Origin of the sequence: Sphingomonas sp. SORGH_AS_0438 (genome assembly GCF_031453475.1) — a bacterium.
Lineage (GTDB): Bacteria > Pseudomonadota > Alphaproteobacteria > Sphingomonadales > Sphingomonadaceae > Sphingomonas.
Map to the genome: position 1 here is coordinate 3156743 of NZ_JAVIZS010000001.1, position 14380 is coordinate 3171122.

Here is a 14380-nt window from a genome sequence, read left to right on the forward strand (position 1 = left end):
GCGGCCTACACGATCAGAGCGATGCCTGGAGGCGCTGTGTAATGGTTTGATATTTTTGCGGGGTCGTGTCGCGCATCGCCGCATCGCGCGACGACGGAATGTCGTCGAACGGGATGGGCTCGGCAAACTGACTGACCGTCAAATCCCACCGCGTACCGTCAATGCGATTGTAGAAGTGCGTGCCGCCAACGGTCTTGGTTAGCGAGGATATCTCCCCCGAAATGATCCTGCACGATCAACGCCGTAACGCTGCAATGGTTTTTCGCAGGGTTTTCAGCGGACCAGCTTTCCGGAGGGCTGGCGGTTTCGGCGGACCATAATGCTCGGAGTTTGCGATACAGGTCGATCGGCGTGTCGAAGGATTTTGTTAGTATATCGTTCATACCGTATCCGATGGGGTCCAGGCCGCCCCCTCTACCCTCGGGTGATGCGACGCGATAGCCGGACACAGCGTTTGCCGATGCCGTTCGAACCGGCATCGCGCCTTTCCAGTACAGGCGCCCCTCACCCCCCGGCCACCGGCTCCTCGATCCGCGCCAGCGCCTCGCGCTCGATCGTCGCCAGTTCGACCAGCGTCTGGTCGATGGCGTGGCGTTGCGCCTCCAGTTCGTCGATGCGCTCGCGACAGCGGCCGGCCAGGCGGCGCATCTGCTCCACATGCTGCGGATCGGCATCGTACAGGTCGAGGAACTCCTCGATCTCGCGCAGCGAGAAGCCCAGCCGCTTGCCGCGCAGGATCAACTGCATCCGCGCCGTGTCGCGCCGCGTATAGACGCGGGTCGAACCGATGCGCAGCGGCTGGATCAGCCCGCGATCCTCGTAGAAGCGCAGGGTGCGCTGCGTCACGCCCAGGCTGGTCGCCACCTCCTGGATGCCGCGCAGGTCCCGATCATCTTGGCTCACCGGCCGCTCCCCCATTGTCCCCCGACCGCGCCGCCCGCGCGACCTCTTCCTCGACCAGCTCCTTCTTGGACAGCTTGCCGATCAACGTCTTGGGCAGGCTTTCGCGGATTTCCACCTCGCGCGGAAGCTCGATCTTGCTGATCTTGTCGCGCAGGAAGTCGCGCAACCCCTCCGCCGTCGCGGATGCGCCGGGGGTCAGCGTCACGAACGCCTTGGGCGCCTGGCCGCGATAGCGGTCGGCGACGCCGATCACCACCGCCTCGGCGACCTCGGGATGCTCGTACAGCGCCTCCTCGATCACGCGCGGATAGACATTGTAGCCGCCGCACAGGATCATGTCCTTGATCCGGTCGACGATGAACAGATAGCCGTCGGCGTCGAGATAGCCGACATCGCCGGTGCGCAGCGCGCCGTCGGCGAACACCGCCTCGGTCTCGGCGGGCTTGTGCCAATAGCCGGCCATCACCTGAGGCCCGCGCGCGCAAATCTCGCCCTTCTCGCCGGTCGCGACGATGCGCGTCGGATTCTCGCGGTCGCGAATCTCGATCGTCGTGCCGGGAAAGGGCAGGCCGGCCGAGCCCTCCTTGTTCACGCCCTCGAACGGGTTGCAAGTGATGATCGGCGACGCCTCCGACAGGCCGTACCCCTCGACCAGCTTGGCGCGGGTATGATGTTCGAAGGCGTGGCGCACCTCGATCGGCAGCGGCGCGCCGCCCGAGATGCAGACCTTGATCGCCGACAGGTCGGGCCGCTCGCCCTCGGGCAGATTGGCGAGCGCGTTGTAGATGGTCGGCACCGCCGGGAAATAGGTCGGCCGCGTCCGCTTCAGCGTGGCGAGCAGCTGCTTCAGCTCGAACCGGGGCAGCAGGATCATCTCCGCCCCCGTTCGCGCCGAGAAGGTGAGGACGTTGGTCAGCGCGAAGACGTGGAACAGCGGCAGCACGCCCAGCACCCGGTCCTGCTCCGCCGCCTCGCCGCCGACATGCGCGACCATCGCATCGGCGTTCGACACCAGATTGGCGTGGCTCAGCATCGCCGCTTTGGGCACGCCGGTGGTGCCGCCGGTATATTGCAGCACCGCCACTTCGTCGGGCGCGACCGCGACCGGGCTGGGGGTCGCGCCGCGCGCCATCAGGTCGCGAAAGTAGAGGTGCCGCGCGTCGCGGGGCGCGCGGCCGATCTCGCGGCGCTTGACCAGCCGATAGCCGATCCGCTTCGCGAACGGCAGCGCGTCGGCGATCGGGCAGCTGACGACATGGCGCAGCATCGTCTCGCCCGCCACCTTGAGCACGCGCGCCTGGATCTCGGCCAGGTCGCAGGTGACGATGATCTCCGCGCCCGAATCCGCGATCAGATGGTGCAGCTCGCGCTCGACATAGAGCGGGTTGACGTTGACGACGATGCCGCCGACCTTGAGCGTCGCGAAGAACAGGATGGGGTAATAGGGCGTGTTGGGCAGGCAGAGCGCGACGCGCGTTCCCTTCACCACTCCCAAGGATTGCAGCCCCGCCGCCGCCCGGTCGACCGCCGCGCCCAGTTCGCCCCAGCGGGTGATCCGGCCCATGAAGTCGATCGCCGCGCGGTCGCCGAAACGCCGGACCGAATCGTCGAGCAGGGCGCCCAGCAATCGCGGTCGCACGTCGAGCGGCGCGCCCTGCTTGATCGCGGGTGCAAGACCCCCGTTCAGGCCATTCCCCGCATCCGCCGTGCCTGTCGCGATTCCGTTCATCCTCGCATCCTCTCCATCCCGAGCATCGGACATATTGTCCGTCTGCACCACTTGACGTAATGGGAAGCTATCGCACCTATAGGACATACCGCAAGCCCAAGCGGCTGCGGCCGGAGCATCAGAGAGGATTTCATGACCAACGTCGTCATCGCCGGTTATGCCCGTTCGCCCTTCCACCTCGCCGGCAAGGGCGCGCTGGCGCGGGTCCGTCCCGACGACCTGGCCGCGCAGACGATCCGGGGGTTGATCGACAAGTCCGGCGTCGATCCGGCGCTGATCGAGGATATCGTGCTGGGCTGCGCCTTTCCGGAGGGCGAGCAGGGGCTGAACGTCGCACGGATGATCGGCCTGCTCGCCGACCTGCCGCTGTCGGTCGGCGGCATGACGGTGAACCGCTTCTGCGGATCGTCGATGAGCGCGATCCATATCGCGGTCGGCCAGATCCAGATCGGCGCGGGCGAGGCGTTCATCTGCGCCGGGCTGGAATCGATGAGCCGCATCCCGATGGGCGGCTACAACCCCCTGCCCAATCCCGCGCTCGCCAAGGCCAAGCCCGGTGCGTACATGGGCATGGGCGACACCGCCGAGAATGTCGCGCAGAAATACCAGATCACCCGCGCCGAGCAGGACCGGTTCGCGGTGACGAGCCAGAAAAAGGCCGCCGCCGCGCGCGAGGCCGGCAGGCTGGCCGATGAGATCGTGCCGATCGTCACCAAGGCCGGCACGGTCAGCGAGGACGGCACGATCCGTCCCGACACCGACGAGGCGGCGCTCGCCGGCCTCAAGCCCGCCTTCCACCAGGACGGCTCGGTGACCGCCGGCACCTCCTCGCCGCTGACCGATGGCGCGAGCGCGGTGCTGGTCACCTCGGAGGCATTCGCGAAGACGCACGGCCTGACCATTTTGGCGCGGATCAAGTCGGTCGGCATTTCGGGCTGCGAACCGGAGACGATGGGTTTGGGCCCGATCGGCGCGTCGAAAAAGGCGCTGGAGCGCGCCGGCCTGTCCGCCAGCGACCTGGACGTGGTCGAGATCAACGAGGCCTTTGCGAGCCAGGCCATCGCCTGCATCCGCGACCTGGGGCTGAAGGACGAGACGATCAACCTGGACGGCGGCGCGATCGCGATCGGCCATCCGCTGGGCGCGACTGGCGCGCGCATCGTCGGCAAGGCAGCGGCGCTGCTGGCGCGGGAGGGCGGCCGCTATGCGCTCGCCACCCAGTGCATCGGCGGCGGCCAGGGCATCGCGACCGTGCTGGAGCGCGCATAACATGACGGACCAGGTCAAGAAGGTCTGCGTGATCGGCGCGGGCGTGATGGGCGCCGGCATCGCGGCGCATGTCGCCAATGCCGGCGTGCCGGTGCTGCTGCTCGACATCGTGCCCAGGGACGGTGGTGATCGCGACGCGGTCGCCAAGGGCGCGGTGGCGAAGATGCTCAAGACCGATCCCGCCCCCTTCATGTCCAAGGGCGCGGCGAAGCTGGTCGAGACCGGCAATATCGAGGATCATCTCGACCGGGTCGCCGAATGCGACTGGGTGGTCGAGGCGATCGTCGAGCGGCTCGACATCAAGCAGGCGCTCTATGCGCGGCTGGAGCAGGTGAAGCGGCCGGGCACCGCCGTGTCGTCCAACACCTCGACCATCCCGCTGGAGAAGCTGGTCGAGGGCCGGTCGGACCAGTTCAAGGCCGACTTCCTCATCACCCATTTCTTCAATCCGCCGCGCTACATGCGGCTGATCGAGATCGTGCGCGGCCAGCACAGCGACGCCGCCGTGGCCGGCAAGGTCGAGGATTTCGTCGACCGGTTCCTGGGCAAGCGGATCGTCCGCGCCAAGGATACGCCCGGCTTCATCGCCAATCGCATCGGCACCTATTGGCTGGCGGTCGCGATCAACGCCGCGATGGATCAGGGGCTGACCGTCGAGGAGGCCGACCAGATCGGCGGCCGGCCGATGGGCGTGCCCAAGACCGGCATCTTCGGCCTGATCGACCTGGTCGGCGTCGACCTGATGCCGCTGCTGGCGAAGAGCCTGTCCTCGACCCTGCCGGCGGGCGACCCCTATTTCGACACGGTGCGGCCGCTGCCGCTGGTCGACCGGATGATCGCCGAGGGATTCACGGGCCGCAAGGGCAAGGGCGGCTTCTACCGGCTCGACAAGGGCGCGGACGGCACGCGCACCAAGCTGGCGCTCGACCTCGCCACCGGCGAATACCGCCCGCAGGTCACGCCCGAGAAACTGCCCGGCAAGGCGGAGCGCGACCTGGCGGCGCTGGTGACGGCGCCGGGCAAGACAGGGGCCTATGCCTGGGAGATACTGGGCAAGGTGCTGTCCTATGCCGCGATGCTGGTCGGCGAGGCGGCCGATGACATCGTCGCGATCGATGACGCGATGAAGCTCGGCTATAACTGGAAGTTCGGGCCGTTCGAGCTGATCGACCGCATGGGGCCGGGCCAGCTGGCCGCGCGGCTCAAGGCCGAGGGTCGGCCGGTGCCGGCGATCCTGGAGGCGGTGGGCGACCGCCCCTTCTACCGGATCGAGGACGGCAAGCGGCAATATTGGACGCTGGCCGGCGATTATGCCGATGTGGTGCGGCCCGCGGGCGTGCTGCTGCTGGAGGATATCAAACTGCGCGGGCAGCCGCTGGCCAAGACCGGCTCCGCGGCCCTGTGGGATATCGGCGACGGCGTCGTGGCGCTGGAATTCACCGGCAAGATGAACGCCCTGGACGAAGAGGTGACCAAGCTGATCCAGCAGGCGATTCCGCTGGTGAAGGCGAAGTACAAGGCGCTGGTCATCTATAACGAGGGATCGAACTTCTCGGCCGGGGCCAATCTGGGCCTGGCGATGTTCGCGGTGAACATCGCCGCGTGGAGCGAGATCGACAAGCTGATCGCCGCCGGGCAACAGGCGTTCAAGGCGCTGAAATACGCCCCCTTCCCGGTCGTGTCGGCCCCGGCCGGCATGGCGCTGGGCGGCGGGTGCGAGGTGCTGCTGCACTCGGATGCGGTGCAGGCCCATGCCGAAAGCTATATCGGCCTGGTCGAATGCGGCGTCGGCCTGCTGCCCGGCTGGGGCGGCAATGGCGAGATGCTGGACCGCTTCGCCAAGGCGCCGATGATGCCCAAGGGGCCGATGCCGGCGGTCGCCAAGGCGTTCGAGACGATCTCGACCGCCAAGGTGTCCAAGTCGGCGGCGGAGGCGAAGGAGCTGATGTTCCTGCGCCCCTCCGACGGCATCACCATGAACCGCGACCGGCTGCTGGCGGATGCCAAGGCGCGCGCATTGGCCCTGGTCGAGGGCTATGCCCCGCCGGAGAAGCCGACCTTCCGCCTGCCGGGCGAGAGCGGCCGGGTCGGCATTGCCGGCGTCGTCGCCGACTTCCGCAAGAAGGGCGTGGCGACCGATTATGATGTGGTGGTCGCCGAGCGCCTGGCGAACGTGCTGACCGGCGGCGAGGCCGATCTGGTCGACACCGTCACCGAGGACCAACTGCTCAAGCTGGAACGCCAGGCCTTCCTGGCGGGCGTCAAGGACAGCCGCACCCAGGCGCGGGTCGAACAGATGCTGACGACCGGCAAGCCGCTGCGCAACTGAGGATCAGGACGATGCAAGTCTATACCGCCCCGTTGCGCGACATGCGCTTCGTGCTGCACGAACTCTTCGCCGACCAGCCCTTCGGGCCGCTGGCGCTCTCCGACGACTTCACCCCCGACCTGTACGACGCGATCCTCGAAGAGGCGGCGCGGATGGCGCAGGAGGTGCTGCTGCCGCTCAACGCCAGCGGCGACCTGGAGGGCTGCACCTATGAGAATGGCGTGGTGCGCACGCCCAAGGGCTTTCCGGAGGCCTATGCCCGCTTCCGCGAGGGCGGCTGGGCGGCGCTGTCGTCCGATCCGCGCTGGGGCGGACAGGGCCTGCCGGAGACGGTGAACAAGCTGGTCGAGGAGATGACCTGCTCGGCCAACCTGTCCTTCGGCCTCTATCCCGGCCTGACCCACGGCGCGACCACCGCGATCGAGGGCCATGGCAGCGACGCGCTGAAACAGGCCTATCTGCCCAAGATGGTCAGCGGCGAATGGGCGGGCACCATGTGCCTGACCGAGTCGCATTGCGGCACCGATCTTGGCCTGCTCCGCACCCGCGCGGTGCCGCAGGCGGACGGCAGCTATGCGGTGACCGGATCGAAGATCTTCATCTCGTCCGGCGACCATGACCTGACCGACAATATCGTCCATCTGGTCCTGGCCCGCCTGCCCGACGCGCCGGCCGGCGTGAAGGGGATCAGCCTGTTCCTGGTGCCGAAGTTCCTGCCCAAGGACGATGGCAGCCCGGGCGCGCGCAACGGCGTCGCGGTCGCCGGCATCGAGCATAAGATGGGCCTCAAGGCCTCGGCCACCTGCCAGATGAACTTCGACGGGGCGACCGGCTGGCTGGTCGGTGAGCCGAACCGGGGCCTGGCGGCGATGTTCACGATGATGAACACCGAGCGCGTCTCGGTCGGCGTGCAGGGGCTGGGCGTGGGCGAGATCGCCTATCAGTCCGCCGTCGCCTATGCGCGCGACCGGTTGCAGGGCCGCGCGCTGACCGGCCCGGCGCGACCGGACCTGCCCGCCGACCCGATCATCGTCCACCCGGACGTACGCCGGATGCTGATGACGATGCGCGTCTATGCGGAGGGGTGCCGCGCGCTCGGGCAATGGACCTCGCAGGCGCTGGATGCCGAGAAGCACGGCACCGATCCCGAGGGCCGCGCCCGCGCGACCGACTTCGTCGCGCTGATGACGCCGGTGGTGAAAGCGCTGTTCACCGACCTCGCCTCCGAGGCGGCAAACCTGGCGGTGCAGACCTATGGCGGCCATGGCTATATCCGCGAGCATGGCGTCGAGCAGTTCGTCCGCGATGCGCGCATCTGCCAGATCTATGAGGGGACGAACGGCGTCCAGGCGCTCGACCTGCTCGGCCGCAAGATGCCGGCAAACATGGGCCGCGCGCTCCGCCCCTTCTTCCACAGCGTCTCCGGCCTGCTGGAGGAGCTGACCGGCACCGCCGACAAGGTGCTGGGCATCCACGCCACCGCGCTCCACCAGGCGTTCGGTGCGTTGCAGCTCACGACCGGAATGCTCGCGCAGAAGGGGTTGAAGGACCCGGACGAGATCGGCGCGGCGGCGACCGACTACCTGCGGATGCTGGGGCTGGTCGGCATCGGCTATTGCTTCCTCAAGGCCGAGCGGATCGCGCAGGACCGGCTGGCCGAGGGAACGGAGGACGAGGCCTTCTACCGCGCCAAGCTGGCCACCGCCGGCTTCTTCTTCGACCGCATCCTGCCACAGGCGACGACCGGCTTCCTGGTCATCAAGTCGGGCAAGCGATCGACCATGGCGCTGCCCGCCGACGCTTTCTGATGCTCGTGCTCCTGCGGATGCAGGAGCACGGCCACCCGATGCGTCGCGCACGCCCGTAAAAGACAGCCCTGCTGACCTTGACAGATCAATAGAAAAACATAGGGTCAGCAGGCTTCCCCATGCGTCAGGCAACACCCCTTTAAGTCAAGCCCGGCGCACTGGTGCAACCGGCCGATCGTACATATACGGCGGCCACCAAACGGCCCTGATAGGGCCAAGAGGAGAGGATGATGTCGGCACCTGCCCTGTTCGCCACCCTGATCGCATCGGTCGTGGCGCTCGCGCCCGTGGCGGCGTCGGCGCAAGCCGGGCCCAATGCCGCGATCGGCATGTGGAAGACTGAGACGCGCGGCGGCGTGGTCGAGATCCAGCGCTGCGGCGCATCGATCTGCGGCCGGCTGGTCACGTCCGAACTGCTGCGCACCCAGCCCAATCTGAAGGACGCCAACAACAAGGACGCGTCGCTGCGCAACCGTCCGTTGAAGGGCCTGATGCTGCTCAGCGGCTTCAAGGGCGATGGCGATGCCTGGTCGGGCGGCACCATCTACAATGCCGATGACGGCAAGACCTACAACGCCAAGCTGACGCCCATCGGCAACGACCGGCTGAAGGTGCGCGGCTGCGTGTTCGTGCCGCTCTGCAAGACCCAGACCTGGACGCGCGTGCGCTGATCCAGACTGCGGATTTCCATCACTGAACTGACCAAAGGAACTGCTTCATGTCGCTGCGCCTGAAGGTGTCGCTCGCCACCTCCGCTGCCCTGTCCCTGTTCGCCTTCGCCGGCGTCGCGCAGGGTCAGGCCTTCTACCTCCAGGAACAGTCGGCACGCGGCGCCGGTCGCGCCTTTTCGGGCGAGGCGGCCGATACCGGCGCACAGTCGCTGTGGTGGAACCCGGCCGCGATCGGCGGGCTGGACCAGGGCGATGCGGCGATCGCCGCCTCCGCCATCCTGCCCAGGGGCAAGGTCGTCGACAATGGCACGCTGATCCGCCGGCCGGGCCAGCCCGCCGCCGCGATCGGTGGCCAGTCGGTGTCGAAGAACCCGATCAACAATGGCGTGCTGCCGTCCGGCGCGATCGCCTATCCGCTGACCGACCGCGTCTCGATCGGCCTGGCGGTGACCTCGCCCTACAGCTTCACCACCGATTACGACGCCAATAGCTGGGCGCGCTATTCGGCCGATCGCACCAAGCTGCTGACCGTCGACATCCAGCCCTCGATCGGCGTCGCGCTGACCGACTGGCTGCGCGTCGGCGGCGCGGTGAACGTCGAATATACCGATGCCAGCCTGGGCAACGCCCTGCCCAACCTGTCCGCCGCGCTGCCGGACGGCGCGCAGAAGCTGGAAGGCCATGGCTGGGACCTGGGCTGGACCGCCGGCGTGCAGATGCACAACGACTTCATCACCGTCGGCATCGCCTATAAGTCGCGCATCCAACACAATCTGAAGGGCAATCTGGAAGTCAGCGGCCTGGTCGGCCCGCTCGCCGCGCAGAACCGCACGATCGACGGCGCGACCGCGGAGTTCTACACGCCCGCCCAGACCATCGTCGGCGCCCGGCTGCGCGCCACCAATGCGCTGACGCTGAACGCGCAGGCGGTCCGCTACAATTGGAGCAAGTTCGACGCGATCCGGCTGGGCGCGCCGATCAACCAGGCGCTGCCCGAAAACTATCGCGACAGCTGGAGCCTGGCGGGCGGCGTCGACTACGCCGTATCGCCGGCGCTGACGCTGCGCGCAGGCGTGCAGCATGCCACCACCCCGACCCGCAACGGCCAGCGCGATGCACGCGTGCCCGACTCGAACCGCTGGAACTATGGCGCGGGCGCGACCTTCAACCTCACCTCGCGCTTCTCGATCGACGCCGCCGGCAATTATGTCGACTTCAAGAACGCGCCGATCGACCGGATCACCGCCGCCTATGCCGGCACCGCCGCGCAGACGCCGATCCTGACCAACGGCCGACTGCAGGACGCGCACGCCTTCATCGCGTCGCTGGGTGGCCGCTTCCGCTTCTGATCCCCCCGGGGCGGCGGCTGGCCCAGGGCCGCCGCCGCCCATGTCCCTGAACCGCCGCTAAATATTGCATTCCGGATGCATTCAGCGCGACTCGCCTAGACCCGGAACCACGATCGCACCTTCGCGCGTTTGTCTCACAGCGGACCGGGCGTATCGAGTAGGAGGTTCGGGATGAACAATTGGATCAAGACAGCAGGATTGAGCATCGCCTTGGCGGCGACCGCCGTGACCGCGGCGGCCCCGGCGGAGGCACAGCGGTGGCGCGGGGACTATGGCTGGCGGCATCGCGGTGGCGGCGGCAATGCCGCGGCGGGCGCGTTGCTCGGCGGCATCGTCGGCCTGGGCGTCGGCGCGGCCATCGCCAGCAGCAACCGGGGCTATAACCGCAATTATTATTACTATGACGCGCCGCCGCCACCCCCGCCGCCGCCCGTCTATCGCGACTATTACTACGACAACTACTACCAGCCGCAATGCTGGACGCAGTGGCGTTACGACCAATATGGCTATCGCGTCCCCGTACGCGTCTGCCAGTAAGGCGATCGGCGGCGTGGGTCTTCCCACGCCGCTTTTTTGTGGCCGAGCCGGCGGTGGTTGCGCTAAGCGCCGGGCATGACCGATACGCCTCCCGACCATCTCGCGATCAACCCCGACAGCCCCTTCTTCGATCAGGCCGCGCTGGAGCGTGGCGTCGGCATCCGCTTCAAGGGTGCGGAGCGCCGCGACGTCGAGGAATACTCGATCTCCGAGGGCTGGATCCGGGTCGGGCTCGGCAAGAAGGTCGACCGCCAGGGCCGGCCGCTGACGATCAAGCTGAACGGTCCGGTCGAGGCATGGTTCGAACGCCCCGCCGACGGGGCCGAGACGGGCGAGGATACGGCCGAGTCGACGGCCGACTGATCCTCCGAAATACTGGGAGGCCGACCTGAAGCGCATTCTTCTTCTCACGGTCGGCCTCGCTGCCTGCACGCAGGCGAGCGCACCGGACGGCGTCGCCGCCACGCCGGACCATGGCGCCAAGCCGGCCGCCACCGCGCCGGCGCCCAAGGCGACGCGCGACGCGCCGGGGACGCCGCATCCCGGCGCCCTCAAGACCTTTGGCGACTGGGCGGTCGGCTGCGACAATGTCCGCCGTTGCGCGATGACCTCGCTGGGCGAGGATTTCGGCGTCGACTGGCCCAAAGTAACGATGACCGTCACCCGCGCGCCCGGCCCCCGGGGCGGGTTCGACCTCGCCTTCGACGCGCTGGCGGACCGGAGCCCGGCCCCCGATGCGGTGTCGATCGACGGCCGCCGCCTGTCGCTCACCGGCGGGCTGACCGGTGCGCCCGCCGCCGCGATCGTGACCGCCATGGCCGATGCCAAGCGACTGGCGATCCTGTCGGGCCAGCGCACATTGTCCACCGTGTCGTTGCGCGGCGCGGCAGCGGCGCTGCGCTACATCGATGCCGAGCAGGGCCGCGCCGGCACCGTCACCGCCGTGATGGCCAAGGGCGATGCGCCAGCGACCAACGTCCCCGTCGCCGCGCCGTTGCCGGTCGTCCGCATGGTCCGCCCGGTCGGGCGGCCCGCCGCGATCGATACGCCGACGCTCGACCGGCTGCGCAAGCAGGCCGGGTGCGCGATGGACGTGCCCGCCGACAATCCCGCCGGCACGATGCCGCCCGAGGCCCATGCGCTAGGTGGCGGCCGCACGCTGTTGATCGTGCCCTGTTCGATGGGGGCGTATAATCTGCTGGCGGCGCTCTTCGTCTCGCAAGGCCGGGATTGGGTGCCCGTCCGGGTGGATGCACCGATCGGCTTCGCGGAAACCGGCGCGGAGGGCGATGGCCCGGTGCCCGAACTGGTCAACGGCGTTTGGAAGGACGGCGTGCTCACCGGCTATGCCAAGGGTCGCGGCCTGGGCGACTGCGGCCTGGTGCAGAGCCTGGCATGGAACGGCACCCGCCTGCGCCTGACCGAACAGAGCGAGATGCGCGAGTGCCGGGGCAATCCGAACTATCTCACCACCTGGCGGACGCGGGTGGTGCGGGACTGATCGTTGGCGGGGAAACATGGAACTCCGTTCCACGCTTCCCCGCGTACACCGATCCTAGGGCGCGACCCGCTCCGCCTGCGCTTCCGCCAGATAGACCGCGAACAGCCCATCGGGATCGGTCCATTCCGCCACCGGCGTCCAGCCGCCGGTGCGCAACAGGATGCGTGCGTCGCGGGGGCCGTATTTGTGGCTGTTCTCGGTATGGATCGTCTCCCCCGCCGCCATGGCGAAGGATCGGCCGTCAACCGTGAAGGCGATGTCGCGCACCGCCTCCAGATGCATCTCGATCCGCGCGCGGTCGTCGTTCCAGATCGCACGGTGGCGGAAGCCGTCCACCGGCATGGTGCCGTCCAGCTCGCGGTTGATCCGCTCGATCAGGTTCAAGTTGAACGCCGCCGTCACGCCCGCCGCATCGTCATAGGCGGGGACCAGCACCGCCGGGTCCTTGATCCGGTCCATGCCGATCAGCAGCATCGCCCCCTCGCCCAGCGACGAGCGCATCGCGCGCAGCAGGTCGCAGGCCATGGCCGGCGTCATGTTGCCGATCGTCGAGCCGGGGAAGAAGCCCAGCTTCGGCCGGTCCGCCACCGCCGCCGGCAGCGTCAGCGGCTTCAGGAAATCCGCCTCGAACGGCAATACCGTCAGATCGGGGAACTGCGCCGCCAGCGCGCGCGACGATTCGCGTAGAAAATCGCCGGAAATGTCGATCGGCACATAGGCCGAAGGTTCGACGCAGCGCAGCACCACCGGTGTCTTGGTCGAGGAGCCGGAGCCGAACTCCACCACCGCCCGGCCCGTCCCGACCAGATCGTGCAGGGTCGGGCAGATCGTCTCCAGGATCGCCGTCTCGGTGCGGGTGGGGTAATATTCGGGCAGGTCGGTGATTGCCTCGAACAGTTCCGACCCGCGCCGGTCGTAGAACCAGCGCGCCGGGATCGCGCGCGGGCGACGCTCCAGCCCGGCGAGCACATCGGCGCGGAATGCGGGGTCGGTCAGGCTGCGCAGACCATCCTCACCCTCGGGTTTCAGCATCTAGAGATCCTTTGCCAGGCGCAGGCCGGTGAATTGCCAGCGTTGATGGGGGTAGAAGAAGTTGCGGTAACAGGCGCGGACATGGCCGCGCGGCGTCGCGCAGGAACCACCGCGCAACACGAACTGTCCGCTCATGAACTTGCCATTATATTCGCCGACCGCGCCTTCGGCGGCGTGGAAGCCCGGATAGGGGCGATAGGCGCTGCCGGTCCATTCCCAGACATTGCCGAACATCGGCGCGCCGGCGGCGGCGGCCGGCTCGATCACCCCGGCGGCGTCCAGTTGCCGTCCGCCGAGCGAGTCCTGCGTGGCGGCATGCGCCTCCCACTCCGCCTCGGTCGGCAGGCGGGCGCCGGCCCAGGCGGCATAGGCGTCCGCCTCGAAGAAGCTGATATGAGTCACGGGCGCGGCGGGATCGACCGGACGGCGGCCATCCAGCCCGAATTGCGTCCAGCCCTCCGCGCCCTGCTGCCAGTAGAGCGGCGCCTCGATCGCCTCCGCCTTCACCCAGGCCCAGCCATCGGCCAGCCACCAGCGCGGTTCGCGATAGCCGCCATCGGCGATGAAGGCGGCCCATTCGCCATTGGTGACGGTGCGGTCGGCGAGCTTGTGCGGCGCGAGCAACGTCTCGTGCCGGGGCCCCTCGCAGTCGAAGGCGAAGCCGTCGCCGGCATGGCCGATCCGTACAATGCCGCCGGGATGTGTCCACCAGCCGGTCTCGGCGGGCAAGGCCGAGGGGCCGCGCCGGGCGGGCGGATAGAGCGCCGGTTCCAGCGGGTTCTCGCTGAACAGGTGGATCAGGTCGGTGACCAGCAGCTCCTGATGCTGCTCCTCATGATGGCAGCCGAGCGCGACCAAGTCCCGCGCCGCCGCCGACAGAGTCGGCAGCGCCTGGGTCAGGGCGGCGTCGACATGCGCGCGATAGGCCCGCACCTCGGCCAAGTCGGGACGGGTAATCATCCCGCGCCGGTGGCGGGCGTGGCGTCGTCCCTCGGCCTCGTAATAGCTGTTGAACAGGAAGGGCCAGCGATCGTCGTGCAGCCGATAGCCGGGCACATGATCACGCAAGACGAAGGTCTCGAAGAACCAGGTGGTATGCGCCAGATGCCATTTGGCCGGCGAGGCGTCGGGCATCGACTGGACCGTGGCGTCCGCGTCGGACAGGCGATCGGTCAGGGCCAGGCTTAGGGCGCGGACATGCGCGAAACGCGCCTCCAGCCTTGTATCGATTGCCGAAACCGCCGTCGCCATC

General features: G+C 68.2%; 13 protein-coding genes. 8 read left to right on the forward strand and 5 right to left on the reverse strand.

Going from position 1 to position 14380, the window contains the following annotated elements; genetic code table 11:
• Nucleotides 1–13: 13 nt before the first annotated feature.
• The 3 genes from QE452_RS14850 to QE452_RS14860 all read right to left on the reverse strand — a co-directional run bounded on the left by QE452_RS14850 (nucleotide 14) and on the right by QE452_RS14860 (nucleotide 2632).
• Nucleotides 14–142 (reverse strand): hypothetical protein, encoded by a 129-nt coding sequence (locus QE452_RS14850; protein WP_309659480.1) that lies wholly within the window; start codon nucleotides 140–142, stop codon nucleotides 14–16.
• 362 nt (nucleotides 143–504) lie between these two features.
• Nucleotides 505–918 carry a MerR family DNA-binding transcriptional regulator gene (locus QE452_RS14855; protein ID WP_184114550.1) on the reverse strand — a complete coding sequence of 138 codons (414 nt, stop codon included), beginning with the start codon at nucleotides 916–918 and terminating at the stop codon, nucleotides 505–507.
• Complete coding sequence (locus tag QE452_RS14860) at nucleotides 890–2632, reverse strand: long-chain fatty acid--CoA ligase (protein ID WP_309730326.1); 1743 nt, start codon at nucleotides 2630–2632, stop codon at nucleotides 890–892. Before QE452_RS14860 ends, QE452_RS14855 begins: the two co-directional genes overlap by 29 nt.
• Nucleotides 2633–2764: 132 nt before the next feature.
• On the opposite strand from QE452_RS14860, the gene QE452_RS14865 reads away from it, so the two are divergent.
• From QE452_RS14865 to QE452_RS14900, 8 genes are all read left to right on the forward strand, one after another.
• Nucleotides 2765–3901 carry a thiolase family protein gene (locus QE452_RS14865; RefSeq protein ID WP_309659477.1) on the forward strand — a complete coding sequence of 379 codons (1137 nt, stop codon included), beginning with the start codon at nucleotides 2765–2767 and terminating at the stop codon, nucleotides 3899–3901.
• Nucleotide 3902: 1 nt separating this feature from the next.
• Complete coding sequence (locus tag QE452_RS14870; RefSeq protein WP_309659476.1) at nucleotides 3903–6230, forward strand: 3-hydroxyacyl-CoA dehydrogenase NAD-binding domain-containing protein; 2328 nt, start codon at nucleotides 3903–3905, stop codon at nucleotides 6228–6230.
• An 11-nt stretch (nucleotides 6231–6241) separates the two neighbouring features.
• The gene (locus QE452_RS14875) at nucleotides 6242–8038 is read left to right on the forward strand and encodes an acyl-CoA dehydrogenase C-terminal domain-containing protein (RefSeq protein ID WP_309659475.1); all 1797 of its coding nucleotides are present in this window, start codon (nucleotides 6242–6244) and stop codon (nucleotides 8036–8038) included.
• Nucleotides 8039–8268: 230 nt separating this feature from the next.
• Nucleotides 8269–8709 (forward strand): DUF2147 domain-containing protein, encoded by a 441-nt coding sequence (locus QE452_RS14880; RefSeq protein ID WP_125995983.1) that lies wholly within the window; start codon nucleotides 8269–8271, stop codon nucleotides 8707–8709.
• Nucleotides 8710–8756: 47 nt separating this feature from the next.
• Entirely contained in the window at nucleotides 8757–10058 is a 1302-nt protein-coding gene (locus QE452_RS14885) for a porin (protein ID WP_309659474.1), read from the forward strand.
• A 171-nt stretch (nucleotides 10059–10229) separates the two neighbouring features.
• A complete protein-coding gene (locus QE452_RS14890; protein ID WP_309659473.1) occupies nucleotides 10230–10595 on the forward strand; it encodes a hypothetical protein in 366 nt (121 codons plus the stop codon).
• Between the two features lie 75 nt (nucleotides 10596–10670).
• The gene (locus QE452_RS14895; RefSeq protein WP_309659472.1) at nucleotides 10671–10958 is read left to right on the forward strand and encodes a DUF3297 family protein; all 288 of its coding nucleotides are present in this window, start codon (nucleotides 10671–10673) and stop codon (nucleotides 10956–10958) included.
• 34 nt (nucleotides 10959–10992) lie between these two features.
• Nucleotides 10993–12096: a DUF1176 domain-containing protein gene (locus QE452_RS14900; protein WP_309730551.1), complete on the forward strand. Its 1104-nt coding sequence runs from the start codon at nucleotides 10993–10995 to the stop codon at nucleotides 12094–12096.
• Nucleotides 12097–12150: 54 nt separating this feature from the next.
• Here the strand turns inward: QE452_RS14900 and egtD are convergent, their stop codons facing one another.
• The gene (gene egtD, locus QE452_RS14905) at nucleotides 12151–13128 is read right to left on the reverse strand and encodes an L-histidine N(alpha)-methyltransferase (RefSeq protein ID WP_309659471.1); all 978 of its coding nucleotides are present in this window, start codon (nucleotides 13126–13128) and stop codon (nucleotides 12151–12153) included.
• Nucleotides 13129–14379 carry an ergothioneine biosynthesis protein EgtB gene (egtB, locus tag QE452_RS14910; RefSeq protein WP_309659470.1) on the reverse strand — a complete coding sequence of 417 codons (1251 nt, stop codon included), beginning with the start codon at nucleotides 14377–14379 and terminating at the stop codon, nucleotides 13129–13131.
• Nucleotide 14380: the final 1 nt, after the last annotated feature.

Coding starts and splice junctions, on each gene's coding strand:
- egtB (WP_309659470.1), bottom strand. CDS start 14,379: ATGGCGACGGCGGTTTCGGCAATCGATACAAGGCTGGAGGCGCGTTTC.
- QE452_RS14870 (WP_309659476.1), top strand. CDS start 3,903: ATGACGGACCAGGTCAAGAAGGTCTGCGTGATCGGCGCGGGCGTGATG.
- QE452_RS14865 (WP_309659477.1), top strand. CDS start 2,765: ATGACCAACGTCGTCATCGCCGGTTATGCCCGTTCGCCCTTCCACCTC.
- QE452_RS14885 (WP_309659474.1), top strand. CDS start 8,757: ATGTCGCTGCGCCTGAAGGTGTCGCTCGCCACCTCCGCTGCCCTGTCC.
- QE452_RS14880 (WP_125995983.1), top strand. CDS start 8,269: ATGTCGGCACCTGCCCTGTTCGCCACCCTGATCGCATCGGTCGTGGCG.
- QE452_RS14855 (WP_184114550.1), bottom strand. CDS start 918: ATGGGGGAGCGGCCGGTGAGCCAAGATGATCGGGACCTGCGCGGCATC.
- QE452_RS14875 (WP_309659475.1), top strand. CDS start 6,242: ATGCAAGTCTATACCGCCCCGTTGCGCGACATGCGCTTCGTGCTGCAC.
- egtD (WP_309659471.1), bottom strand. CDS start 13,128: ATGCTGAAACCCGAGGGTGAGGATGGTCTGCGCAGCCTGACCGACCCC.
- QE452_RS14890 (WP_309659473.1), top strand. CDS start 10,230: ATGAACAATTGGATCAAGACAGCAGGATTGAGCATCGCCTTGGCGGCG.
- QE452_RS14895 (WP_309659472.1), top strand. CDS start 10,671: ATGACCGATACGCCTCCCGACCATCTCGCGATCAACCCCGACAGCCCC.
- QE452_RS14860 (WP_309730326.1), bottom strand. CDS start 2,632: ATGAACGGAATCGCGACAGGCACGGCGGATGCGGGGAATGGCCTGAAC.